The sequence below is a fragment of the Methylobacterium sp. OAE515 genome, assembly GCF_041806315.1.
Lineage (GTDB): Bacteria > Pseudomonadota > Alphaproteobacteria > Rhizobiales > Beijerinckiaceae > Methylobacterium > Methylobacterium tardum.
The window spans coordinates 1,648,921-1,673,160 of sequence record NZ_JBGMUV010000001.1 but is presented as its reverse complement, the minus strand read 5'-3'; the positions used below and the strand labels follow the sequence as shown (position 1 = coordinate 1,673,160).

The following is a 24,240-nucleotide window of genomic DNA, read 5'->3' as shown; positions in this document are numbered from 1 at the left end:
CGTGCCGCTGCCACGCCTCCGATCCGGAACCGTTCCGGCCGCCGTCGCCGCGCTCGCCCTGACCCAGCTCGTCCTGACCTATGCGGCCAGCGCCGCACCTGAGACGGTCGGCGGCGCCGTCCTGACGCCCGTCGCGATCGAGACTCTGCCGGGCTTTCCCGGCCCGAATCCCGCCGCCGCGCGCGACGCCTTCCGCCGCGTCTGCACCGCGCCGCCCCCGGCCCTGCCGCAGCAAGCGAGTGTGGCGGGTGATCCCGCAGCCCTGGCCGAGGCCTGCGCGGCGTCCGCGGACGACGTTCCGGATGCCGCCACGTTCTTCCGCGATCATTTCGACGCGTTCCGCGTGGAGCGGCCGGGGGCCGGGCAGCCCGGCTTCCTGACCGGCTATTTCGAGCCGGAGCTCGAAGGCTCCCTCGATCCCACCGGCGATTTCCCGACGCCGGTGCTCGCCCGCCCCGACGACCTCGTGTCCCTCGGCCCCGGCGAGACCCGCCCCGGCCTCGATCCGTCCCTGCGGGCCGCACGGGCCACCCCGGCCGGGTTCGCGCCCTATCCCGACCGCGCCGCCATCGAGGACGGGGCGCTCGGCGCGCAGGCACGGCCGATCCTGTGGCTACGCGACGCGGTCGATCTGCTCGTGCTGCAGGTGCAGGGCTCAGGGCGCGTCCGCCTGCCGGACGGGCGCGCGGTGCGGGTCCTCTATGACGGGCGCAACGGCCGGCCCTACACGGCGGTGGCCAAGCTGATCGTTCAGGAGGGGCACCTGCCCCTTGAGGGCCTGACCCTCGCCCGCTGGACCGGGTGGCTGCGCGACCATCCCGACACCGCCCGCCGGCTGATCCGCGCGAATGCCTCTTACATCTTCTTCCGCCTCGCCGACGTGGCGGATCCCGCCCTCGGCCCCCCGGGGGCCGCGAACGCGCCCTTGAGCCCCGGCTACAGCCTCGCGGTGGATGCCGGCCTCTGGCGCTATGGGCTACCGTTCTGGCTCGCCGGAAGGCTGCCCGATCGAGCCGAAGGCGGGGCGGGACGCCTCGTGATCGCCGCCGACACAGGATCGGCGATCGTCGGGCCGGCCCGCGGCGATCTCTTCGTCGGCACCGGTGCCCGGGCCGGCATCGTCGCTGGAAACCTGCGCGATGCCATCGGCTTCGTGGTCCTGCTGCCGAAGCGCAAGGCGTCCCGGGAGCTGGCGCCGTGAGGGCGCCCCGCCGCGGGCGCCGCCTCAGTGCGGGCGAGGCCCGGCTCTGGGACGCGATCGCCAAGCTGGTGACGCCGCTGCCCGGACGCGCGCCGCCGATCCCCGAGGCCGCCCCCATCCCGGCGACGCCGACCGCCACCATGCCGGCCCTCTCGGCCCCGATCCTGAAGCCGAGCGCGGCACCGGCCGCCAAGAAGCCGCGGTCGAAGCCTCCGCCCAAGCCGGCAGCGGCACCGCCGCGTCCCGTGACCGCCGCCCCCTACCAGGCACCGCCTCAGCACCACGCGCCGAGCGCGGGGCTCGAGCGAACCGCCAAGGTCGGCCTGCGCCGCGGGCGCCTCCCCATCGAGGCGCGGATCGACCTGCACGGGATGGTGCAGGCAGAGGCCCATGCCGCGCTCACGGGTTTCCTGCTGCGGGCGCGGGCCGCCGGACATGCCTACGTGCTGGTCGTCACCGGCAAGGGCGGACCGGGCTATTCCGAGGCCTTCGCCGAGCGCGGAGTCCTGCGCCGCAGCGTGCCGCACTGGCTCCGGGGGCCGGACTTGCGCGGGATCGTCCTCGGCTTCGAGGAGGCCGCCCGCCACCACGGCGGCGGCGGCGCGCTCTATGTGCGCCTGCGGCGCCGATAGGGCATCGCGCGTCGTTCCGGCCCGGATCCGTCCAACGGCAGGGCCTTCGGTCTCCCCCGCCCACCCCGAGGCGCCTTCTGGCCGTCTGGCTCGACCCAATGGGGCGTCAAACCGCGCGGGGCCACGCTGTTGCGGCAAGGCCCGTTCGCGCCGATATCGGGGCCCGGCGCACGCGGCGCCGCGCACACAGCCGTTCGAGAGATGCCGGAGCTTCCCGAAGTCGAGACCGTGCGGCGCGGACTGGCCCCCGCCCTGGTGGGGGCGCGTTTCAGCCGCGTCACCCTGCGCCGGGCCAATCTGCGCTTCCCATTCCCGGAGCGCTTCGCCGCCCGGCTCGAGGGGCGGGCCGTCACGCATCTCGCGCGCCGGGCCAAGTACCTGACCGCCGACCTCGACTCGGGCGAGACGCTGGTCATGCATCTCGGCATGAGCGGCCGGTTCGACGTGGCGCTGCCCGACGGCCGCAACCTGTCGCCGGGGGACTTCTACCTCGAAGGGGCCCAGGGCACCCCCAAGCACGACCACGTGGTGATGGCCATGAGCACCGGCGCCACGGTCACCTACAACGATGCCCGCCGCTTCGGCTTCATGGATCTCGTCCCGAGCGCGGATCTCGCCGCCTGCCGCCACTTCGCCCGGATGGGCGTCGAGCCCCTCGACGGGCTCACGGGGGCTGTGATCGCGCGGCTGTTCCGCCACAAGTCCGCGCCGCTGAAGGCCGCGCTCCTCGACCAGCGGCTGATCGCGGGTCTCGGCAACATCTACGTCTGCGAGGCGCTGCACCGGGCGCGCCTGCATCCGGAAGCGCCGGCCGGGAGCCTCGCCAAGCCCGACGGTCGCCCGACCGCCAAGGCCAACGCCCTGGCGAAGGCGATCGTGACGGTCCTGGAGGCGGCGGTCGAGGCCGGCGGCTCGACCCTACGCGACTACGCGCAGACCGACGGCCGTTCGGGCGCCTTCCAGCACGCCTTCCGGGTCTACGACCGGGTCGGCCTGCCCTGCAGCCGGCCGGGCTGCGGCGGCGCGATCACCCGCATCGTGCAGGCCAACCGCTCGACCTTCTTCTGCGCCGCCTGTCAGCCCCCCGACTGACGGAACCGATCCGTCGACTCTCGCGCCGCGAAACGGCATTTTCGCCACAAACCCGGCTAGGGTCGGAGCCCTCGACGTGCGCACCCGGTTGCGGGCAGCCGATCCCGGCCCGCGACGCGTCACGGGTCGCGCGGGCCCAGACAGGATCCCGATGTTCTTCCGCCGCTCAAAGCCCCCCGCGCCCGAGACCACCGCGCTGGATCCGACGGACGGGCCGGCCCTGCCGCAGCGGCTCTCGCCGCGCTCGCCCGGCGAGGCGATCAAGCCGACCGCTGCCCCGCCGCCGCCAGAGAAGCCCGAGCGCGAGCGGAGCGGGCTCGTGGGCATCGTCAGCGGGGCGCTGACCTTCGCGGTGGTGATCGCCATCGCGGCGATGATCGGGATCACGCTGTTCCAGCGGCAGGTCCGCGAGCCGGGACCGCTCGCGGCCGACAAGGTCGTGGTGATCCCGACCCACAGCGGAACGTCCGAGATCGCCGACACGCTGAAGCGCGAGGGCGTGATCGACCATACCGGCCTGTTCGAGTTCGCCGCCCGGTTCGGCGGCCGGCCGGCGCTCCGGGCCGGCGAGTACGTGTTCAAGGCGCATGCGAGCATCGCCGACACGCTCGACACGATCGCCACCGGCCGGCAGGTCCAGCACGCCATCACGTTCCCGGAGGGCCTGACCTCCGAGCAGATCGTGACCCGCCTCAACGACAACGACGTGCTCACCGGGGAGGTCAACGATATCCCGGCTGAAGGCTCGCTCCTGCCCGACACCTACAAGTTCGAGCGCGGCGCCACCCGACAGCAGATCGTCAACCTGATGAAGGCCAAGCAGCGCGAGGTGCTGAACCAGATCTGGCTCCGGCGCAGCGCCGACGTGCCGGTCCGGACCCCGGCCGAGATGGTCACGCTGGCCTCGATCGTCGAGAAGGAGACCGGCCGCGCCGACGAGCGTCCGCGGGTGGCGGGCGTGTTCATCAACCGCCTGAACAAGCGGATGAAGCTGCAATCCGACCCGACGATCGTCTACGGGCTCGTGGGCGGCCGCGGCACCCTCGGCCGCGGGATCATGCGCTCGGAGATCGACCGGCCGACGCCCTACAACACCTACGTGATCGAGGGCCTGCCGCCGGGCCCGATCGCCAATCCCGGCCGGGCTGCCCTGGAGGCGGTCGCCAACCCCTCGCGGACCAAGGACCTCTTCTTCGTGGCGGACGGGACCGGCGGGCACGCCTTCGCCGATTCGCTCGAGGCGCATCAGCGCAACGTCGCCCGCTGGCGGGCGGTGGAGAAGAGCCGGCAGGCGCCGCCGGACGCGGTCGACAAGGTCGAGCCCGGCCCCGATCCGGCGACGCCGGGCCGCGCCTCGGCCTACGCGCCGGGCGGCGCGCCCGCGGGGAACGGAACCAACACGAACGCGGCCTTCCTCGAAACCGGAGCGCCGAGCTCGCGGGCGTTCGACGCCTCCGAGGGCACGCGCCTCGATCCGCTGAAGAACCGCAGCTACGATCTGGGTTCGCCGAAGACCGTCCCGGCCCTCGCCGATCCGACGCCGGCGCCGCGCGGCCGGCGCTGACGGCCGGGGCCGGATCGCGGCCCCGCCGTTTCCGAGACGCCCGGCCGGACGTCGAGCCGCCTGCCGCGGAAGGGAGAGCCGGATGCCCCGGATGATCTTCGTGAACCTGCCCGTGGCCGACGTCGAGCGCGCGGCCGGATTCTACGCGGCCCTCGGGGCGGAGCGGGACGCCCGCTTCTCCCAGCCGGGCACGGCCGCCGCGATGGTGTTCTCCGACGCGATCGTGGTGATGCTTCTCAGCCACGCACATTTCGCCCATTTCGCGCCGCGCCCGATCGCCGATGCCCGCACCGCCACCGAGGTGCTGATCTGCCTGTCCGAGGAGAGCCGGGCCGCGGTCGATGCGCGCGTCGCGCAAGCGGTCGACGCCGGAGGACGCGCCGACCTCAGGGCCCCGCAGGCGATGGGCGAGATGATGTACAGCCGCAACCTCGAGGATCTCGACGGCCACGTGATCGAGCTGATGTGGATGGACGCGGCGGCCGTGACGCAGGATCAGCCCGGCGCGTGATCCCACCGTGCCCCCCTCCTCCAGGGGCCTCGCCGGCGCCGACGAACCGACCGACCTCTTCCCCACCCGCCGATCCGTGCTACAGGCCCCGATCTTCGAGGGGGGATGGGGGTCGCCATGGCCCAGATCGCGAGCATGACCGGCTTCGCCCGCGCGGCGGGCACCACCGGGCCGGTGCAATGGGCCTGGGAAGTCCGCAGCGTCAACGGGCGCGGCCTCGACGTGCGCGTCCGCGTGCCGGCCGGCTATGACGGCCTCGGCGAGACCGCCCGCACGGCCCTCCAGAAAACCCTCACCCGCGGCCAGTGCCAGCTGACGCTGACGCTGACCCGGCCGGAGGCGACGACGCGGGTCCGGATCAACGAGGCCCTTCTGGCCAGTCTCGCGCAGGCCGTGGCCCGGGTGCCGGTTCCCGAGGGCGTGGCACCTGCCACTCTGGACGGGCTGCTCGGCATCCGCGGCGTGATCGAGACGGAAGACGAGGCGACGGACACGGAGGTGCTCACCCGGGACCTCGCCGCCAGCGTCGTCCAGTTGGTCGCGGATCTCGTCGAGGCGCGCCGCGCCGAGGGCCGTCAGCTGGAGCAGGTCGTCGGCGCCCAGGTCGCCCGGATCGCCGCGCTGACGCAGGCCGCGGAGGACAACCCAGCGCGTCAGCCCGAGGCGGTGCGCGCGCGCCTGGCGGCCGCCGTGGCGGCGCTGGGCGGCAGCAGCCTGGATCCCGACCGTCTGCATCAGGAGGCCATGCTGCTCGCCGGGAAGGCGGATGTCCGCGAGGAGCTGGACCGCCTCAGGGCCCATGTCGCCAGCGCCCAGGAGCTGCTGGCCGCCGGCGGCGCGATCGGCCGCCGCCTCGACTTCCTGGCCCAGGAATTCGGACGCGAGGCCAACACCCTGTGCGCGAAGGCTAACGACATCACCCTGTCGCGGATCGGGCTCGACCTGAAGGCCGTGGTCGAGCAGTTCCGCGAGCAGGTCCAGAACATCGAATGACCGGTCGAGACGTGAGGATATGGATGCCGAACCCCGCGGAGACACGCGCATGACCGAGCCGGCCGGCAGCGCCTCCAACCCCATCGCGCGGCGTGGGCTGATCCTGATCCTGTCCTCGCCCTCCGGGGCGGGCAAGACCACCCTGACGCGGGCGATCGCGCAGGATCCGGCCTGGGCGCTCGACCTGTCGATCTCCGTGACCACGCGGTCCCGCCGCCCGTCCGAGATCGACGGGCGCCACTATCACTTCATCGATCGCGAGGCGTTCGAGGACCTGCGCAGCCGCGACGACCTGCTCGAATGGGCCGAGGTCCACGGCAATTTCTACGGGACGCCCCGCCGGCCGGTGGAGAAGGTGCTCGGGGCCGGCCGGGACATGATCTTCGACATCGACTACCAGGGCACACGGCAGGTGCGCGCGAAGCTGGCTCAGGATGTCGTGACGGTCTTCATCCTGCCGCCCAGCATGGCCGAACTGCGCCAGCGCCTCGAGCGCCGGGCCGAGGATTCGGCCGACACCATCGAGAAGCGTCTCGCCAACGCCCGGACCGAGATCCAGCGCTGGATCGAGTACGATTACGTCATCGTCAACGACGACCTGCAGAACGCCTTCAAGGCGCTCCAGGGGATCCTGGCGGCCGAGCGGCTCAAGCGCGCGCGCCGCACCGGACTAGCGCAGTTCGTCGACGGCCTGCTGGCCGAGACGCCCTAAGGACCGAGAGCGCTCCTATCGGCGGATCAGCACGACGCCGCCGATCAAGAGCCCGACCCCGATCAGGCGCGGCAGGTCGACGGATCGCTGCGCCAAGCCGAGCAGGCCGAACTGATCGAACACGATCGAGGCGAGCATCTGACCCGTCACCAGGAGGGCGAAGAAGGTCGCGGCGCCGAGCTTCGGGACGAGAAGGATCGCCAGCCCGATGAAGAGCGCGCCGAACAGGCCGCCGCTCCAGGTCCACCACGGGATGCGCCCCGCCACGCTCGCTGCCGGCACGGGATCGCGCAGGGCTCCGGCGAGGAGCGCCATGCAGGTGAGGCCGACCGCGTAGCTGGCGAATCCCGCCCACGACGCCGAGGCGAGCCCGGCGCGCAAATTCGCGTTCAGGATCTGCTGCAGGACGAGGCCGGCCCCTGCCAGGACAGCGAGCAAGGCGGGTATCGCGAGAGCGAGCATCGGGGAACGGGCCTGTTTGGAGGGGTTGATCCACCCGGAGTGACAGCCGCTCCGGCGCAGGCCGTCAAATGCCGTGCCTGCTGGCTTTATGGGAAACCCGCGCGCCCGCCGGCTGGATATGCGGCGCTCAGGGCCCGGCAGCACCCTCGGGCGCGGGGCTCAGCCACGCGCGCATCGCCGCGAAGGTGGCCACCGCGGCTCCGGTCAGGACCGCTTCCGCGGCCGGATCGTCCGCGAAGATTTCGAGCCGCGCCCGGAGGGCCGCCCACATCGACCCGGCGGCCGGGCCGTGCGCCCGGTAATAGGCGAGCCCGGCGCCGGACAGGCCATGCAGGTCAGCGATATGCCGGCCGATCACTTTGCCGCCCAGCGTCGAGCCCTCCAGCACGTAGAGCGCGCCCGTGGCCGCGGCCGGTCCCCGAAGGACGGGCCCCTCACGACCGCCAAGCATCGGCAGCGGCAGCGCGGCCACCGCATCGGCACTCAGCCCGAGATGTTGGAGGTCCGCGGCCAGCAGCGCGAGGCGGCGGCGCGGTGCGAGAAAAGCGTCATCGGCCAGCTCGGCGCCGATCACCGGCTCCCAGGCCGCATGGAAACCGTGGAGCCGCGCCAGCAGGGTGCGATAGCCCGGCAGCGTCGCGACGCGCGCCCGCCAGTCGAGGGAATCCTCCAGGGCCTGGTGGGCTGGCCCCGTGGCCGTCCGAAGCCTGGCATGCAGGCTGTCGCGGCCCATCGATCCCGGTGCGCTCACGCGGTGATCGTGAAGCAGGCGCCGGGATTGTTGGCGACGTCGAGCCGGGCGTTGATCTGTTCGAGCATCGCCCGGATCAGCTTCATGCCCAGGCCGGATCCCTTGGCGCGGGCCTTGGCGTCGGCCCAATCGTCGGGCAGGCCGGCGCCATCATCGCAGACCCGGAGCTGGACCTCTCCGGGACCGGAGGCCGAGACCTTCACCTCGACACGGCCGCCCCCGGCCGGATTCGCGGCGTACTTGAAGGCGTTGGTCACGAGTTCCGTGGCGATCAGCGAGAGCGCGACCGCCTTGCGGTAGGGCACCATCAGGCCCGGCTCCGCGGACATATCCACGGCGTGTCCGTCGCCGGCGAGTCCCGCGAGATCGTTGCACAGGCTCTCGATGGTCTGGCCGAGATCGACCTCGTCGAAGCGTTCCGCCTGATACAGGCTGTCGTGCACCCGGGCGACGCTCATCACCCGGGCGGAGGTATCGGCGAAGGCCTGCCGGGCTTCGCCGTCGGCGATCTGCCGCCGTTGCATCTGCAGGAAGGCGGAGACGATCTGCAGGGAGTTCTTCACCCGGTGGTCGATCTCGCGGGTCAGCAAGTCCTTCTGCTCGAGCAGGCGCTCCTTCTCGGCCAGAAGGCTCGTCAGCTCGTCGATTTTGCGGCTCTGGCGCAGCACGACGCCCTCCACGGCCTCGGTCAGCGAAGCCGCGAGCTGGAGCTGCCACTCCGCCCAGGGTGCCGCGAAACCGGTGCGCTCCTCCACCCAACGCTCGAAGGAGCGGCGCGGCAGCACGGCGACAGGGCCGCTTCCGGCGAGAACGGGCTTGCGCGGGTCGCCGCCCCACGTGACGGTGCTGGGCACTTCGGGGCGGAACCAGAGCAGCAGGTTCTCCCGCGACTCGTCGACGAAGGCGGCCAGCAGGCCGCTCGCGATCTCGCGGTGCGGCGCCGCTTCCAGGTACTCGGTGGTGAAACTGTTGCTGCTGTAGACGCTTTCCCCCGAGGGCATCCGTTCCCGCAGCCAGCCCGCGATCGCCACCATCATGTCCGGCGGCGGCGTCCGGCCAATCTGCGTGACCCGCTCACCCGAGACGATGCCGGCACCCGTGGCGCTGAACAGGTCGAGCAGCGTGGTCGCGCCGCCGGTCAGGGCCGCCACGAAATCGTCGGACCGGGTCAGCCCGCGCACGAGGCGCCCCTCGACATCGAGATGGGCCTGGCGCTCGTCCCAGAGCCGGCGGGACTCGATCTCCTGCACCCGCATGGCGAAGGCGTCGGTGAGCACCGTCGCGGCGGAGCGGGTCTCCGGCGTGACGTAGTGCGGACGGCGGTGGTGGCCGATCATCAAGCCCCAGAGCCGGCCCTCGACCATGATCGAGATCGACATCGACCCGTTCACGCCGAGGTTGCGCTGGTACTCCAAGTGGATCGGCGACAGCGTCCGATGCTGCGCGAAGGTGAGGTCGATCGGGGCGTTGCCGGCGGCGGGCGCCGCAACCAGACCGACCGGCACGCTGTCGCGGTCGATCACGAAGCGGCTCTTGGCCTTCGTGTAGAGGGCACGTGCCTGGGCGGGGATGTCGGAGGCGGGAAAGCGCAGGCCCAGCAGGCTCCGCGACCAATCGGGCACCTTGTCCTCGGCCACCGCCTCGCCGTTCCAGTCGCTGTCGAACCGGTAGACCAGCACCGCCTCGAAACCCGTCAGGGCGCGGATCTCGAGGGCGGCGATCCGGGCGGCACCCGCTAGGGTCGCGGCCTCGCGCAGGCGGCCGACTGCGAGTTCGACGTCGACCTGACTGGCCGTGGCGAAGTCGTCGGCTGAGTCGGGTTCCAGCTCGAGTTCGACGATGAGCCGTCCGGCATGGGCATGGGCGACAGCGTGGTAAGGGGTGCTCCGGCCCGGAAGGAGCAGCCGGCGACGCACCGAGCGGCCGTCATCCAAGGTCCCGCTCGCCAAGCGCGCCTGAACCGCCTCGATGAACGCCACCGGCAGGATATCGGCGAGCGGGCGGCCCGCCAGCGGCAGCTCGGACGGATCCACGATCTCGGACACGTTCGCCGAGTAAGCGAGCACCAGCAGGGTCGCCGCGTCGGCGGCGAGCATCACGGCATTGGGCTGGATCGAGCCGGGGATGTGGATCGGCTCGCGCTCGCAGATGCTGGCATCGACCGGCTCGGCCCGGACGCGTTGCCCGATCGCCGCCATCACGGCCTCGCGCGACAGGCCGGCCCCGAGGCTCTCAAGCGGATCGATGGTCAGCCACGTCACCGGAGCACCCGCCGCGATCGTTCCGTGACGCATATGGACCCGGGCCCGGAGCGGCTGCGGCAGCCGACCGAAGACGTAGTCGAAGCTCTCGTCCAGGGCGCCGCGACGGGCGCCGGCGAGGAAGCGGCCCCGGAAGCCCGGGACGTTGGTGCCCGGCATCACCTCGCGGAAATAGTTGCGCCCCAGGACGGCGTCGCGTGACAGGCCCGAGATCGCGCTCGCGCCCTCGCTGAACGCCACGACGGCTCCGGCCGCGTCGAGACCGATGACCCCCTGATCCAGGCGGTCGATCGCGTCGGGCGCGAGCACGTCGAGGTCGACGCCGTTATCGGGGACCTGGCTCGGCGGCATCAGGAACGAAACCAGCTCATTCAATCGGATATGACGGCACGATGGACCAAGCGCAACGATTGTGGTCGCGACAAGATCAAGACCCGTAAATCTTTCGTTGAACGTCGGACATTGCGCTCATAAGTCCTTCCTCAACTGTAGGATGATATGCCGGTCTCTGGCACAGGCTCCTCACCGTGCGGCCCTCGGCAAGAACATAGATCAACAGATGCGCAAGGTGCTCCGCAGCGGGGCCCAGCATCTCGCCGCCGAGCAGCCGGCCGCTCCGATCGGCCCAGAGGCGGATGCCGCCGCGGTTCAGGCCCTCGACGCGGGCCCGCCCCTGATTGGAGAAGTCCATTCCTCCGACGACGCGGTCCTGGTCCTCGGGATCGTGAGGCGCTCCGACCACAGCAACCTGGGGGTGTGTGAACACCATGGCGAAGCCTGGAAGGGGCCCAGGCGACTCGACGGCACGGCCGGCGGCCAGGGCGGCGGCATTGGCTCCGGCGATCGTGCCCTGTCGGCTCGCCTCGTGCAGCACCGGCCGCCAGGCATCGGCATCGCCAGCGATCAGGATAGGCGCCCCTGAGCAGACGAGGCTCTGGCGGTCGAAATCCGGCACGCCGCTCTCGCCGACGCGCAGGCCGGCAGCCTCGAGATCGAGATCGGCGAGATTGGGTGACCGGCCCGCCGCGGCGAGGATGCGGGTCGCCCGCGTGACCTGCGGCTGCCCGGCACGATCGGTCCAGGCGACGCGAACGCCGTCGCCGTCCGGTGCGGCGTCTTGCACCCGGGCGCCGAGGTGCAGGTCGAACTCTGCACCGAAGATCTCGATCGCCTGCCGGTTGAGTGCAGGCTCGGACAGGCCGGCGACGGCATTGCCGGCATCGATGACCGTGACCGCGACGCCGAGCCGCGCCATCGCCTGGGCGATCTCGATCCCGACAGCGCCGGCGCCGAGGATGGCCAGCGAATCGGGCAGGTCGGGGATCTCGAACAGGGTGTCGGTGGTCAGGAGGCGCTCGCCCAATCCGTGGAGCGGCGCCGGCGCGACCGGGCTCGATCCCGTGGCGATGACAGCCGCGCGAAACCGGATCTGCGCCTGATCCTGCACGACGAGGGTACGCGCATCGACGAATCGGGCACTGCCCGCAATCCGGGTGTCGTCCGGCAGCGCGTCGAGCCCCTCGAGGACGCTGGCGACGAAGCGATCGCGCTCGGCGCGGAGACGTCTCAGCACGGCCGGGCCGTCGACGGTGACGCCAGCGACCCGGATTCCGAACAGATCGGTCCTGCGGGCCGCGTGCGCGGCGGCACCGGCGGCGATCAGCAGCTTGGAGGGCATGCAGCCGACCCGGGCGCAGGTGGTGCCGCCCGGTCCGCGCTCGATCAGCACCGCGCGGGCACCGGCGGCCGTGGCGGCGCGATGCGCGGCGATGCCGGCCGTTCCGGCCCCGATCACCGCCACATCGACATCGAGTTCGCGCATCACCACCCCGGACGTTCCGCCGGGGCCAAAGTCTCACGGCTCAGGTTCGTTCCACCTGTGCGCTCGCGCCTCAGTCCGATCCGAACCGGCCGGGGCCCTGCACGCGCCGTCGCCGACTGCGCAGGGCTATGGACTCAGGCGCTGCGGCCGGGAGCCGTGCCGCCGAGGTGGAAAACCCGGTGCGGCACCAGCTCGCCGCGCTCCACGTCCCCCACGGCGACCAGGATTCCGGCGCAGGTCGCGAACGCCTTGCCTTCAACGGGAGCGTCGCGGCCCCGGAGGATCACCGGCTGACCCCGCATGAGGCGCAGGCCCAGATCGCGAGAGACGGCGACCTCCGGGATGGCATCGAGAGCCGTCTCGACCGGACGCAGATAGGCGAGTGCGGCTTCGGGGGTGCCCTCCGACAGCACCGAGACCGGGCACGCCTCGGCCTCCGAGAACGGGCCGACGCGGGTCCGGCGCAGGGCCGAGACGTGGCCGTAGCAGCCGAGCATGCGGCCGAGATCGCGGGCCAGGGCGCGCACGTAGGTGCCCTTGCCGCATTCCGCCTCGATCACCGTCCGCTCGCCGTCATGCTCGACGACCGCGAGCCGGTCGATCTGCACCGGGCGTGCGACCAGCTCCACGACCTCGCCCTCGCGGGCGAGATCGTAGGCGCGCTCGCCCTGGATCTTGATAGCCGAGTAGCGCGGCGGCACCTGCTCGATCGCACCCACGAAAGCCGGCAGCGCCGCCTCGACCGCCGCGCGGTCGGGCCGGGCGTCGCTGGTCGCCACGGGCCGCCCCTCGGCATCATCGGTGTCGGTTTCGATGCCCCACTGCACGGTGAAGCGGTAGGCCTTGCGGCCATCCATCACGAAGGGGACGGTCTTGGTCGCCTCACCGAGCGCGATCGGCAGAATCCCGGAGGCCAGCGGGTCGAGGGTGCCGGCATGGCCGGCCTTCTTGGCGTTGAAGGCGCGCTTCACCACCGCGACCGCGTGGGTCGAGGTCATGCCGACATGCTTGTCGAGGATCACCCAGCCCGACACGTCCCGACGCTTCGGCCGGTCCGGACGAGGTCCGCGCTGCGGGCGCCGTCCCTCCGAGCCCCGGCGCTCTGCGCCCGGAGCAGGAGCGGCGCGCTCGGCCGGCGGCTGATCTTCCATGGAAACCGTCATGTCCGCGTGTCCCCGGGGTCGATGCCCCGTCCCTTTCTGTTCGGTGACAGGGTTCAATGCCCCGTCCCGGTCTCCGGTTCGTCGTCGCGCCCGGAATCGAGGTCGCGCTGCACACGCTCGTCCCGCAGCAGCTTATCGATGCGGGCCGCCTCATCGAAGGTCTCGTCGCGGCGGAAGCGCAGCTCCGGCGCGAACTTCAGGTTCACGCGTCGGGCCACCTCCTGGCGCAGCACTTTCCGGTGCCGCTCCAGGGCCGCGATCACCGGCGCCTCATCGAGGCCGCCGAGCGGCATGACGTAAGCCGTGGCGAGCTTCAGGTCGGGCGACATCCGCACCTCCGGCACAGTCACGACATGCGTGCCGAGCACCGGATCCTGGATGTCGCCGCGCTGGAGCACCTCGGCGAGCGCGTGGCGGATGAGTTCGGCCACGCGCTGCTGGCGCTGCGAGGGGCCGGTGGAAGTCGGTTTCTGGGCCATTCTGTCTCGGGCCGGCGCCGCTGGGGTGGCCGGATCACGTTCTGAAAAAAAGAAAAGACGGCCGCGGCGGGTGCCGCGGCCGCCCTGTCCGGACGGGTCCGGACGATCAGAGCGTGCGGCGGATCTCCTCGACCCGGTAGCACTCGATCACATCGCCCGCGCGCATGTTCTCGAAGTTCTCGAAGGCCATGCCGCACTCCTGGCCGGAGGTGACTTCCTTCGCGTCGTCCTTGAAGCGCTTGAGCGTCTTCAGCTTGCCCTCGTGGATCACGACGCTGTCGCGGATCAGGCGGACATGGGCGCCGCGCTCCACGATACCGTCGGTGACGCGGCAACCCGCGACCTTGCCGACCTTCGAGACCTCGAAGACCTCCTGGATGGTCGCCTCGCCGAGACGATCTTCCCGCAGGGTCGGCGGCAGCATCCCCGACAGCGTGGCTTTGATGTCGTCCACGAGGTCGTAGATGATGTTGTAGTACCGGATCTCGATGCCGGCCCGCTCGGCGGCCTCGCGGGCCTCCTTGTGGGCGCGCACGTTGAAGCCGATGACCACGGCCTTCGACGCCTGGGCCAGGGTGATGTCGGACTCGGTGATGCCGCCGACGCCGGACAGGAGGATGCGGGCCGCAACCTCGTCGTTGCCGAGCTTCTCCAGCGCGCCCGAGATCGCCTCGACCGAGCCCTGCACGTCGCCCTTGATGACGACCGGCAGCTCCTTGCGGCCGGCGCCTTCCTTGAGGTCGCGCATCATGTCGACCAGCGAGCGGTTGGCACCGCCGGTCCGGGCATTCTGGCGCTCGCGCTTCTGGCGTGCGCGGTACTCGGTGACCTCGCGGGCGCGCGCCTCGTTCGGCACCACGATCACGCGGTCGCCGGCGTCCGGCGTGCCGTTGAAGCCCAGCACCTCGACCGGCACGGACGGTCCGGCGTACTGCACGTTCTCGCCGAGGTCGTCGATCAGGGCGCGCACGCGGCCCCACTCGGCGCCCGCCACGACGATGTCGCCGGTGAACAGGGTGCCGCGCTGAACCAAGACCGTCGCCACGGGACCACGCCCGCGGTCGAGCTGGGCCTCGATCACCGTGCCCTCGCCGTCGCGCTTCTCGTTGGCGCGCAGGTTCATGATCTCGGCCTGGATCTGGATGCCGTCCAGCAGCTCGGACAGGCCGGCGCCGGTCTTGGCCGAGACCTCGAACTCGAGGGTCTCACCGCCCATCGACTCGACCTGGATGTCGTGCTGGAGCAGTTCCGTGCGGACCCGCTCCGGCTTCGCATCCGGCTTGTCGATCTTGTTGACCGCGATGATCATCGGGACGCCCGCCGCCTTGGCGTGCTGGATGGCCTCGATGGTTTGGGGCATGACGCCGTCATCGGCAGCCACCACGATCACCACGATGTCGGTGACCTTGGCGCCGCGGGCGCGCATCGACGTGAACGCCGCGTGGCCCGGGGTGTCGATGAAGGTGATCATGTCGCCGGACGGGGCCGCGACCTGATACGCGCCGATATGCTGGGTGATGCCGCCGGCCTCGCCCTCGACCACGTTGGCCTTGCGGATCGCGTCGAGCAGCGAGGTCTTGCCGTGATCGACGTGGCCCATGATGGTGACCACCGGCGGGCGGGGATCGAGATCCTCCTCGAGATCCGGCTCGTCGGACGACAGGCCTTCCTCGACGTCGGACTCGGCGACGCGCCGCACCGTGTGGCCGAGCTCCTCGGCGATGAGCTGGGCGGTATCCGAGTCGATCACGTCGGTGATCTTATGGATCTGGCCCTGCTTCATCAGCATGCGGATCACGTCCACGGCCCGCTCCGACATGCGGTTGGCGAGTTCCTGGATGGTGATCGTCTCGGGGATCGTCACCTCGCGGGACAGCTTCTCTTTCTGCTCGACATGGCCACGGCCGCTCATCCGCTGCTGGCGGCGGCGGAACGACGCCACGGAGCGCGTGCGCTCGTCCTCACCCGACGTGGCGGTCGCGATGGTCAGGCGGCCGCGGTTGCGGTCGCCACCCGGCGACTTCGGCGTCTTGGGCGGGGTGATGATCTTGAGCGGCATGCCCGGCCGGCGGATCACCCGCTTGGTCTCGGACTCGTCGTCGTTGGTCTGGGCTCCGCGACCGGCGGGACGCGCTGCGGCACCCGCACCGGCCGGACGCGCGGCGGTCGTCGGCGTCGCGCTCTTCTCGGGCTCAGGCGCCGGGGCCGGACGGGCCATGAAGTTGAGGTCGCGCGGCTTGCGCGAATCGGCCGTGATGGTCTTGCGCGGTTCGCCCGTGGACGGACGGGGCGTCAGCGGCGGGCGCGGGGCAGCGGGCGAAGTCGCGGCGGGCGCGGGCCGCGCGCCGGCCGGGCGAGCGGCATCGGGCTGACGAGCCGGCGCGGCCGGACGAGCCTGAGCTGCAGCAGCCGGGCGAGCCGGCGCAGCGGCGGGCTGCGCAGGAGCCTGAGCCGGACGAGACGGCGCAGCGGCCGGCGCCTCGGCGGCAGGCGCGGCGGCCGGTGTCGGGGCAGCGGGTGCGGGCGGGGGCGCAGCAGCGGCCGCCTTGGCGGCTTCTGCCGCCTCGGCAGCGGCAGCAGCGGCCGCAGCCTTGCGCTCTTCCTCCTCGCGGCGGCGAGCCTCGGCGGCTTCACGCTCGCGGCGGGCCTGCTCCTCGGCCTCGCGGCGGCGCTCCGCAGCTTCAGCTTCCGCCTTCTGACGCGCTTCGGCTTCGCGACGCTGCGCGTCGGCGAGGGCGGCCGCGCGAGCGGCGCTCTCCTGCTCGCTCAGGGTGCGCAGGACGACGCCCGAGGCGGCGCGCTGCGCAGGCCGCGGGGGCGGCGTCGTCGGTGCGGGGGCTGCCGGACGCGGAGCGGGAGTAGGCTCACGGGCAGGGGCGGCCGGTGCCGCACCGATGACGCGGCGCTTCACCGTCTCGACCACGACCTGCTTGGAGCGGCCATGGGAGAAGCTCTGACGCACGGTGCCCGCCTCGATCGGCCGCTTGAGAGAGAGCGGCTTCGGGGAAGTCCGGTTCAGAGTCTTGTCGCCCGGGTTGTTCGTATCGCTCATTCAGCCTGAACCCTGAGGGTTTCCATCGTCCCGTGAACCGACACCCGGTGGCGCCGGTCAAAATAGTCCTGCGTCGTCAACGTGAGGCTTCGTCGATCCCGCCGATTCGGGCTGGATCGGGCTCCCCGGTCGCCGCGGCGGTGCCCTCAAAGGAGCGTAGCCGACGCCAACGCGACAGGCAGCCGGCGGCTCCGGCTCCTGCGACGAGCGCAGCGTGTATCACATGATCCCGACCTAAGGCCATGTCCAATTCGTCTTCGGACAGGTCATCAATGATCGGGATCCTTGACATGGCCCCGCCGTGACGCCTGTGCAAGGCCGACGCGATCTTCCGCCGGCCGTCCGGGCTCGCCTCAGCGGCATGAATCACCGCAATGGCGCCCGGTTGTCCACCGATCGCCGCCTCGACCTTCGAGAAGCCCGCCACAATGCAGCCCGCCTTGTTGGCGAGCGCGATCGCCTGCCGCAGGTCGTCCCGGAGCGCGGCGGCGATCCGGTCCGGCAGGTCGGGGGCGGCCGGGGTCGGCCCCTTGAAAGCCCGCGAGAACAGGTTCTTGCGGACGGCCTCGGCGACGACCGCGCGCCGGGCGCTGACCCAGGCACCGCGGCCCGGCAGCTTGGCGCGCAGGTCGGGCACGACGCTGCCATCGGGCCCGCGCACGAATCGGATCATCGCGTCCGGCGCCTGGGCAACGCGCGTGACGATGCAGGTCCGCTCAGGCGCGCGGCGGCCGGGGCCGGCATCGAGCCCCCCGGCAACCAGCCCATCCTCGGGCAAGGTCGTGTCGACCGCGACCATCGCGCCTCCGCGCCGCCTCTCGCTCAGGCCTCGGCCTGTGCCGGCGCCGCCTCATCGCCTTCATGGCCCTCGGCGGCATCCGCGCCGTCCTCGCCTTCCGGCTCCGGCAGGGCCTCGATCCAGCCGGCCTTCAGACGGGCGGCCATGATCAGGGCCTCGGCTTCGGCGCGGGACAGGTCGAACCCGTCGAGGTAACCGGCATGGCGCACGGCCTCGGGGCCGCGGCCCTCCGTGTAGCCGACGAGGTCGTCGGTAGCGCAGCCCGCCAGATCCTCGACGCTCTTCACGTCGTTCTCGCCGAGCGCGACCATCATGGGCGTGGTGATGCCCTCGATCTCGCGTAGCTCGTCGGCGACGCCGAGCTCGGTGCGGCGGGCGTCGTGGGCCTGCTCGATCCGGGCGAGGTGGTCCTGGGCGCGGGCCTGGATCTCGGTACCGGTCTCCTCGTCGAGCCCCTGGATGCCGGACAACTCCTGGATGTCGACGTAGGCGATCTCCTCGACGTTGCGGAAGCCTTCCGCCGCGAGCAGCTGGCCGACGGTCTCGTCGACGTCGAGGGCCTCCATGAACACCTGGGTCCGCTCGGCGAATTCCTTCTGGCGGCGCTCCGATTCCTCGGCCTCGGTGAGGATGTCGATGTCCCAGCCGGTGAGCTGCGAGGCGAGGCGCACGTTCTGGCCGCGGCGGCCGATGGCCAGCGACAGCTGATCGTCCGGCACCACCACCTCGATCCGGTCGGCCTCCTCGTCGAGCACCACCTTCACCACCTCGGCGGGCTGGAGGGCGTTGACGATGAAGGTCGCCTCGTCCTCGGACCACGGGATGATGTCGATCTTCTCGCCCTGAAGCTCGCCGACCACGGCCTGCACGCGCGAGCCGCGCATGCCGACGCAGGCGCCGACCGGGTCGATGCTACCGTCGCGCGAGATCACCGCGATCTTGGCGCGGGAGCCGGGATCGCGGGCCACCGCCTTCACCTCGACGATGCCGTCGTAGATCTCGGGCACTTCCTGGCCGAACAGCTTGGCCATGAATTGCGGGTGCGAGCGCGACAGGAAGATCTGCGGGCCGCGCACTTCCGAGCGCACGTCGAACAGGTAGGAGCGGATCCGGTCGCCCGGCCGGAAGGTCTCGCGCGGGATCATCTCGTCCCGGCGCACGATGCCCTCGCCACGGCCGAGATCGACGATCACGTTGCCGTACTCGACGCGCTTGACGACGCCGTTGAGGATCTCGCCGATGCGGTCCTTGTACTCGTCGAACTGGCGGGCGCGCTCGGCGTCGCGGACCTTCTGGACGATAACCTGCTTCGCCGACTGCGCGGCCACGCGGCCGAAATCGAAGGGCGGCAGGGTGTCGGAGATCACGTCGCCGACCAGCGCGCCCGGGTTGTAGCGGCGGGCCTGATCGAGGGTGATCTCGCGGGCGTCATTCTCGACCTGATCGACGACCAGGAGGTGACGCGAGAGGCGCAACGCCCCGGTCTTGGAATCGATCTCGGCGTGAACGTCGGTCTCGGCGCCGTAGCGGGAGCGGGCCGCCTTGGCGATCGCCTCCTCCATCGCGTCGATCACGATGGAGCGGTCGATCACCTTCTCGCGGGCGACCGCGTCGGCGATCTGGAGGAGTTCGAGCCTGTTGGCGCTGACGACGGCCATCGGTGTCGGTCCTTCTCTTCCGTCAAATCTTCGGGCCGGCCGCTGGGCGGCCGACGCTGGGGTCTCAGTGCAGGGAGTCGCGGTCCTTGAGCCGGGATGCCTTGGTCACGATCGGCTTCTTGGGACCGGTCCGGACCGGATGCTTGGGCTTCGCCGCGGGGCTGGCCTTCTTCGGCCCCTGCGGGCGGAAGGGGCTTCGGGCCGGCGGCGCCGCGCGATCCTCGGCAACTTCCTCGTCCGCGCCCTCATCCGCCTCATCCTCGGCAGGCGGCCCGCCGCGCCGAAGCGACTCGCGGACCAACTCGTCGGTGAGGACGAGATGGGCCTCGGCAAGGTTCTTGAGCGGCAGGTCGATGCGGCTCGGCAGCCCTTCCTTGACGTCGGGCAGATCGATCGGGACCGTCAGCCCAGCCGAATCAGGCGCGCCGAGAATGCCGCGGAAGCGTTTGCGCCCGTCGAGCGGCGGGCTCAGCTCGACTTTGGCCTCGTAGCCGACCCAGCGGGCGAAATCCGAGACCCGCACCAGCGGCCGGTCGATCCCGGGCGAGGAGACTTCCAAGTTGTAGGCGCCCCCGACCGGATCATCGACGTCGAGGATCGGCGAGATCGCGCGGCTCACCGCCTCGCAATCGTCGATGGTGAAGGTGCCGTCCGGCCGCTCCGCCATGATCTGCACGGTGCAGCCGTTGATGTTGGACACTTTCACCCGGACCAGCCGGAAGCCGAGGCCCTCGAGCGGCCCCTCAATCGCCTGCGCGACGCGCGCGGCGACGCCGGCCTCTCGGACGAGGCGCTTCTCGGACAGATCCGCTTCGATCTCGGACGACATGGGTTTGAGCGCGCAACCTTCGCGGCGTTCTGCCTGGCCCGTCCGCAGCGTGCGGCCTTCAGCGGCGAGAGGCTGTGCGGCGAAAAAAAAGAGCGGACCCGGTGGGGCCCACTCCCGAACCGCAGCCTCGCGACTGCCATCAGAACTGTTGAGAGCTAGATAGCGACCCTTTGTTGGAAGTGCAAGGTGGATCCGCTGCACCGCGCGGCCCGGTTCTTCCAAATCTCGCCCTCATCCTGAGGTGCCGGAGCGCAGCGGAGGCCTCAGGATGACGGGGATGGTTGGAGATCGGGTGCCTTTCAGCCGCTCCTCGGCACCCGCCCCTCCAGCGGGTAGGCCGGATCGTTGTAGCCGGGCGTCGTCGGGTGGCCGGCGGCCACAAACCCGTCGACCAGCGCCTCGTCCTCGGGGGTGAAGGCGTAGTCGAGGGCGCCGAGATATTCCTGCCACTGCGCCTCGGTTCGCGGCCCCGCGATGACGCCGGTGACGAGGCGGTTGTTCAGCACCCAGGCGGTGGCGAACTGGCCGGCCGTGATGCCCCGCGCCTCGGCATGCTCCTTGAGCGTCCGGGCGATGCGCAGGGATTCCGGCCGCCACTCGGTCTGCATCATCCGGGTGTCCTGGCGGCCGGCGCGGGACTCGGCCGGCGGCGGCGCGTCGGGATCGTACTTGCCGGTGAGCACGCCGCGGGCGAGTGGCGAGTACGGCACGACGCCGAGCCCGAAATGGGCGCAGGCCGGCAGGTGCTCGGTCTCGGGCATGCGGTTGAAGGCGTTGTAATAGGGCTGGCTCACCACCGGCCGGTCGATCCCGTTCTCGTCGCACAGGCGGCAGATCTCGGCGACCCGCCAGGAGCGGTGGTTCGAGACGCCGAAATGCCGGATCTTGCCGGCGCGGACGAGGTCGGCCATCGCCCGCACCGTCTCGGCTAGCGGCGTGTCGTGGTCCTCCTTGTGGAGGTAGTAGATGTCGATGAAGTCGGTCCCGAGCCGGCGCAGGCTGTCCTCGGCGGCCTTCATCACGTGGACCCGCGAGAGGCCGCGGTCGTTGACACCCTGCCCGGTCGGGTTGGCGACCTTGGTGGCCAGGACCCAGGCGTCGCGCTCGGTCTTGATCGCCCGGCCGGTGATCTCCTCCGAGCGGCCCTCCGTGTAGACGTTGGCCGTATCGATGAAGTTGATCCCCGCCTCGCGGGCACTGCCGACGATCCGGCCGGCCGTCGCCTCGTCTGTGGGACCGCCGAACATCATCGTGCCGAGGCAGATCGGCGAGACCTTGAGGCCGGAGCGGCCGAGTTTGCGGTACTGCATGGGATCCATCCGGTGTCCGTCCTCACGCTAATTCGCCGCGGGGACGCTGAGGTCAACCACCACGTGTAACCTGACTGTGACCGCGGCGAACCGACCCGTGCCGGCACGATACGGCCGGGCGATCGTTCTCGCCCGGAGCAAACCGCCGCCCGCCTCCCTCACGAGCGCCCTGTTGGAGACCATGATCGACCGCTTGGCCGTCCCCCTCCCCTGGCTCGACCGGGCCGGCCGCCTCTCCTGGCTGAAGCTCGCGGTGCTCCTCGCCTGCATCGCGCCCGCCCTGTATCTCGCCGCCGCCTACCGGCTCGATGCGCTCGGCGCGAAGCCGATCACGGCGCTGATCCACGCCACCGGCGAGTGGGCGGTGCGCTTCCTGCTGTTCTCCCTGGCGATCTCGCCGCTGCGCCGCATCGCCGACTGGCCGAAGGTCCTGGTCGTCCGGCGGATGCTCGGCATCACCGTGATGGCCTACGCGGTGGCTCACCTCACCCTCTACGCGGTCGACCAGAACCTGATCCTGACCAAGGTCGTCTCGGAGATCGCGCTCCGGCTCTACCTGACGATCGGCTTCGTGGCGCTGATCGGCCTGATCGCCCTGGGCCTGACCTCCACGGACGCGGCGATCCGCAACCTCGGCCCCAACTGGAACCGGCTGCACCGGCTCGTCTACACGATCGCCGTGCTGGCCCTGGTCCACTACTTCCTACAGTCGAAGATCGACGTCACCGATCCGGTCTTCTCCGCCGGGCTGTTCCTGCTGCTGATGGGCTGGCGGGTAATGCGGCGCTTCCGATGGCCGGAGCGGGTCTGGTCGCTCCTCCTGCTCGCGGTCCTCGCCGCGCTCGCGACCGCAGGGCTGGAGGCGGCGTGGTACGGTCTCGCCAGCGGCGTCCCGGCGAACCTCGTCCTCGCGGCCAACCTCGACTTCTCCGGCCCGATCCGGCCGGCCTGGTGGGTGCTGGCGGTCGGGCTGGTGCTGCCCATCGTGGCGCTGGTGCGTGGTCCGAGACCGCGCGCGGCCGGGCAGGCCCCACGCAGCCGGCCGGCCTCTCCGCCCCGCCGGGAACTCGCACGCGAGGCCGCGGGAGAGCCCTTGTCGCCGCGGGCCTGATGCCGCAGAACCCGCTCCCGGTCCCCCGCCGCCGGCGGCGCCGGGCCCAGCGGAGCTTCCAAGACGCCATGCGCGGCACGCTTCTTCTGATCGCGAGCTTGCTCGCGCCGACCGCCGCCGTCGCGGCGCCGCCCGCGAAGCCGGCCGCCAAGGCGGCGCCCGCTGCGACGGCCCAGACGGCCCCCGCGCCGGCCGCCGCATCCTGCACGCCGCCCGAGCCGCCGCCGGCCGCCGCCCGGCCGACCAAACCGGCGCTGCCGGCCAAGCCCGCCTGCCTCGACACCAAGGAAGGCTGCCCGGGCTGGGAGGCCTACAGCTACAACGACGCGATCAAGGCCTATAATCTGCAAGCGCAGGCCTTCCGGCCGATCGCCGAGGCCTACCTGCAGAAGCTCAACGCCTACGTGAAGGCGAGTTCGGAATACGCCCAGTGCGAGGTCAACGCGCTGCAGAACTAGCCGGCTGAACGGCAGCCGTCATCGCCGCACGGGGGCGGTTCAGGCAATCCGGTGCAATCTCCGGGGACGATGGCCGCGATCCCCGCGCGCCCGATCAAGCCGAGGCCCCCGTGCCCGCTCGTCGTCTTCTCGTCCGCACCGGCTTCTGCGCCCTGCTCCTCGCCGCCGGCCCGGCCCTGGCCGCCGATTTCGACGGCCCCTATCCGCCGCGCGACGATGGCGGCCTCGCTCAGGAGGACGAGCCCGAGCGCCGGCCGCCTCCGCCACCACCCCGGCCGGAACCGGAATTCCGAGGGCCCCGCTTCACCGCGGCGCCCCCCGAAGCCTGCCGGGAATTCGTACGCCGGCGGTTCGATCCGGATGGCGCGCCGGTGCTGCGCCGGGTGCGGGTTTGCGACGAACCGGTGGTCGACCGTGGGCCGCCGCCCCCTCTGCCCCCGGAGGACATCCCGCCTCGTCACTGGGGCGGCCCCCGTTGGTAGGTCCCGCCTGATCCAGGCCGCGGTCGACGCTCCGGCATCGCCGTCCGTGCGAGCAAAGCGAAACTATTCGGGAGAATGGCGGTCGCGTGCCCCGATTCTCATCGCGCTCCGTCCGTGATGACGGAGCGCGATACATCAACCGCCAGCCTCGATGTGAAGCCGGCTCAGATGCGGACCGGCGCCTTCTTGAGCGCGGCCGCGAAGGCCTTGAGCTGGCGGTTCAAATCCGCCAGTTCGTTCAGCGCAATGGTCTTGTGGCCGTCGCGGACCGCGCGCTCGATATCCTCGACCTGCAGGTCGACGAGGCGGCGGATGGCGGTGGCGACTTGTTGTCGGGTCATCGATTCGAGCGTCTCGTCCGAGCGTCCTGGCGGGCCTCAACGGACGGCCGTTTCGCGGCCGTCGACACGTTTCGGTGATAGGCCGGTAGGCTTAACCGTTGGTGTCCGCGGCCCCGCCGTGCACAGGGGACCAGGCCCTGGACGAGGCCCTAGCGGCGCTCGCGCATCTCGGTCCGGCGCATCGGCATCGCGTCGATCGTGGCGAACAGCCGCTGCGGCGCGATCGGCGCCGCTTCGGTGATCTTGGTGCCCCCGTCCTTGCCGATCAGGATCGCGCGGAAGCTGTCCGCGGGGAGGCCGAGGCGCTCGCGCAGGGCCCGCGCCTCCGCCCCGGAACCGACCGCCTCCAGCACCACGAGGTCGCGCTCGGCGACACCGGCGCGGTCCGAGGCCAGCGCGACCCGCTGCGCCCGGAGCTGCGCGTCCCTGGAATCGGGCGCCGACAGGACCAGCACCCGCGCCCGGCCGCGATAACCGTCGAGGGGACCGGCCAGGGCAGCCCCCGCCGCCATGGCGGCCATCGCCGCCAGCCCAAGGCCGAGTGCCGTTTCCCGCAT

Annotated in this window: 23 protein-coding genes; 10 read left to right on the top strand and 13 right to left on the bottom strand. The window is 71.5% G+C overall.

All coding sequences use genetic code 11. The features are described from left to right. Nucleotides 1–7: 7 nt before the first annotated feature. The 7 genes from ABIE45_RS08270 (at nt 8) to gmk (ending at nt 6,705) form a co-directional block, all read left to right on the top strand. Nucleotides 8–1,201, top strand: coding sequence for an MltA domain-containing protein (locus ABIE45_RS08270; protein WP_210331562.1), 1,194 nt, complete (start codon nt 8–10; stop codon nt 1,199–1,201). Beyond that, a complete protein-coding gene (locus ABIE45_RS08265) occupies nt 1,198–1,833 on the top strand; it encodes a Smr/MutS family protein (protein WP_192706271.1) in 636 nt (211 codons plus the stop codon). Before ABIE45_RS08270 ends, ABIE45_RS08265 begins: the two co-directional genes overlap by 4 nt. Before the next feature lie 201 nt (nt 1,834–2,034). Beyond that, entirely contained in the window at nt 2,035–2,925 is an 891-nt protein-coding gene (gene mutM / locus ABIE45_RS08260) for a bifunctional DNA-formamidopyrimidine glycosylase/DNA-(apurinic or apyrimidinic site) lyase (protein ID WP_192706270.1), read from the top strand. Nucleotides 2,926–3,076: 151 nt separating this feature from the next. Further along, complete coding sequence (mltG, locus tag ABIE45_RS08255; protein WP_192706269.1) at nt 3,077–4,489, top strand: endolytic transglycosylase MltG; 1,413 nt, start codon at nt 3,077–3,079, stop codon at nt 4,487–4,489. A gap of 82 nt (nt 4,490–4,571) precedes the next feature. Next, the gene (locus tag ABIE45_RS08250) at nt 4,572–5,000 is read left to right on the top strand and encodes a VOC family protein (RefSeq protein WP_192706268.1); all 429 of its coding nucleotides are present in this window, start codon (nt 4,572–4,574) and stop codon (nt 4,998–5,000) included. Between the two features lie 117 nt (nt 5,001–5,117). After that, entirely contained in the window at nt 5,118–5,993 is an 876-nt protein-coding gene (locus ABIE45_RS08245; RefSeq protein ID WP_192706267.1) for a YicC/YloC family endoribonuclease, read from the top strand. Nucleotides 5,994–6,042: 49 nt separating this feature from the next. Beyond that, nucleotides 6,043–6,705: a guanylate kinase gene (gene gmk / locus ABIE45_RS08240; RefSeq protein WP_192706266.1), complete on the top strand. Its 663-nt coding sequence runs from the start codon at nt 6,043–6,045 to the stop codon at nt 6,703–6,705. Between the two features lie 15 nt (nt 6,706–6,720). Here the strand turns inward: gmk and ABIE45_RS08235 are convergent, their stop codons facing one another. The 11 genes from ABIE45_RS08235 to ABIE45_RS08185 form a co-directional block, all read right to left on the bottom strand. After that, nucleotides 6,721–7,167, bottom strand: a complete 447-nt coding sequence (locus ABIE45_RS08235; RefSeq protein ID WP_192706265.1) for a DMT family transporter — start codon at nt 7,165–7,167, stop codon at nt 6,721–6,723. A 127-nt stretch (nt 7,168–7,294) separates the two neighbouring features. Continuing rightward, complete coding sequence (locus tag ABIE45_RS08230; protein WP_192707317.1) at nt 7,295–7,900, bottom strand: biliverdin-producing heme oxygenase; 606 nt, start codon at nt 7,898–7,900, stop codon at nt 7,295–7,297. A 14-nt stretch (nt 7,901–7,914) separates the two neighbouring features. Next, complete coding sequence (locus ABIE45_RS08225) at nt 7,915–10,530, bottom strand: histidine kinase dimerization/phosphoacceptor domain -containing protein (protein WP_192706264.1); 2,616 nt, start codon at nt 10,528–10,530, stop codon at nt 7,915–7,917. Nucleotides 10,531–10,606: 76 nt separating this feature from the next. After that, entirely contained in the window at nt 10,607–12,001 is a 1,395-nt protein-coding gene (locus tag ABIE45_RS08220) for a dihydrolipoyl dehydrogenase (protein WP_192706263.1), read from the bottom strand. Nucleotides 12,002–12,135: 134 nt separating this feature from the next. Beyond that, the gene (gene truB / locus ABIE45_RS08215) at nt 12,136–13,164 is read right to left on the bottom strand and encodes a tRNA pseudouridine(55) synthase TruB (protein ID WP_373622237.1); all 1,029 of its coding nucleotides are present in this window, start codon (nt 13,162–13,164) and stop codon (nt 12,136–12,138) included. Between the two features lie 53 nt (nt 13,165–13,217). Next, nucleotides 13,218–13,643, bottom strand: coding sequence for a 30S ribosome-binding factor RbfA (rbfA, locus tag ABIE45_RS08210; RefSeq protein ID WP_192706262.1), 426 nt, complete (start codon nt 13,641–13,643; stop codon nt 13,218–13,220). A 106-nt stretch (nt 13,644–13,749) separates the two neighbouring features. Then, the gene (gene infB / locus ABIE45_RS08205) at nt 13,750–16,695 is read right to left on the bottom strand and encodes a translation initiation factor IF-2 (RefSeq protein ID WP_192706261.1); all 2,946 of its coding nucleotides are present in this window, start codon (nt 16,693–16,695) and stop codon (nt 13,750–13,752) included. Between the two features lie 76 nt (nt 16,696–16,771). Then, nucleotides 16,772–17,494 carry an RNA-binding protein gene (locus tag ABIE45_RS08200; RefSeq protein WP_192706260.1) on the bottom strand — a complete coding sequence of 241 codons (723 nt, stop codon included), beginning with the start codon at nt 17,492–17,494 and terminating at the stop codon, nt 16,772–16,774. A gap of 23 nt (nt 17,495–17,517) precedes the next feature. Further along, nucleotides 17,518–19,152 (bottom strand): transcription termination factor NusA, encoded by a 1,635-nt coding sequence (gene nusA, locus ABIE45_RS08195; RefSeq protein ID WP_192706259.1) that lies wholly within the window; start codon nt 19,150–19,152, stop codon nt 17,518–17,520. Nucleotides 19,153–19,216: 64 nt separating this feature from the next. Beyond that, complete coding sequence (gene rimP, locus ABIE45_RS08190; protein ID WP_192706258.1) at nt 19,217–19,981, bottom strand: ribosome maturation factor RimP; 765 nt, start codon at nt 19,979–19,981, stop codon at nt 19,217–19,219. A 299-nt stretch (nt 19,982–20,280) separates the two neighbouring features. Continuing rightward, nucleotides 20,281–21,291 carry an aldo/keto reductase gene (locus ABIE45_RS08185; RefSeq protein ID WP_192706257.1) on the bottom strand — a complete coding sequence of 337 codons (1,011 nt, stop codon included), beginning with the start codon at nt 21,289–21,291 and terminating at the stop codon, nt 20,281–20,283. A 181-nt stretch (nt 21,292–21,472) separates the two neighbouring features. On the opposite strand from ABIE45_RS08185, the gene ABIE45_RS08180 reads away from it, so the two are divergent. The 3 genes from ABIE45_RS08180 to ABIE45_RS08170 all read left to right on the top strand — a co-directional run bounded on the left by ABIE45_RS08180 (nt 21,473) and on the right by ABIE45_RS08170 (nt 23,342). Continuing rightward, entirely contained in the window at nt 21,473–22,402 is a 930-nt protein-coding gene (locus ABIE45_RS08180) for a protein-methionine-sulfoxide reductase heme-binding subunit MsrQ (RefSeq protein WP_192706256.1), read from the top strand. A 68-nt stretch (nt 22,403–22,470) separates the two neighbouring features. Then, the gene (locus ABIE45_RS08175; RefSeq protein ID WP_192706255.1) at nt 22,471–22,860 is read left to right on the top strand and encodes a hypothetical protein; all 390 of its coding nucleotides are present in this window, start codon (nt 22,471–22,473) and stop codon (nt 22,858–22,860) included. Nucleotides 22,861–22,970: 110 nt separating this feature from the next. After that, nucleotides 22,971–23,342, top strand: a complete 372-nt coding sequence (locus ABIE45_RS08170; RefSeq protein WP_192706254.1) for a hypothetical protein — start codon at nt 22,971–22,973, stop codon at nt 23,340–23,342. A 164-nt stretch (nt 23,343–23,506) separates the two neighbouring features. Here the strand turns inward: ABIE45_RS08170 and ABIE45_RS08165 are convergent, their stop codons facing one another. Together ABIE45_RS08165 and ABIE45_RS08160 are read right to left on the bottom strand one after the other, a co-directional pair. Next, nucleotides 23,507–23,683 (bottom strand): hypothetical protein, encoded by a 177-nt coding sequence (locus ABIE45_RS08165; protein WP_192706253.1) that lies wholly within the window; start codon nt 23,681–23,683, stop codon nt 23,507–23,509. 149 nt (nt 23,684–23,832) lie between these two features. Next, nucleotides 23,833–24,240: a DUF4174 domain-containing protein gene (locus tag ABIE45_RS08160; RefSeq protein WP_192706252.1), complete on the bottom strand. Its 408-nt coding sequence runs from the start codon at nt 24,238–24,240 to the stop codon at nt 23,833–23,835.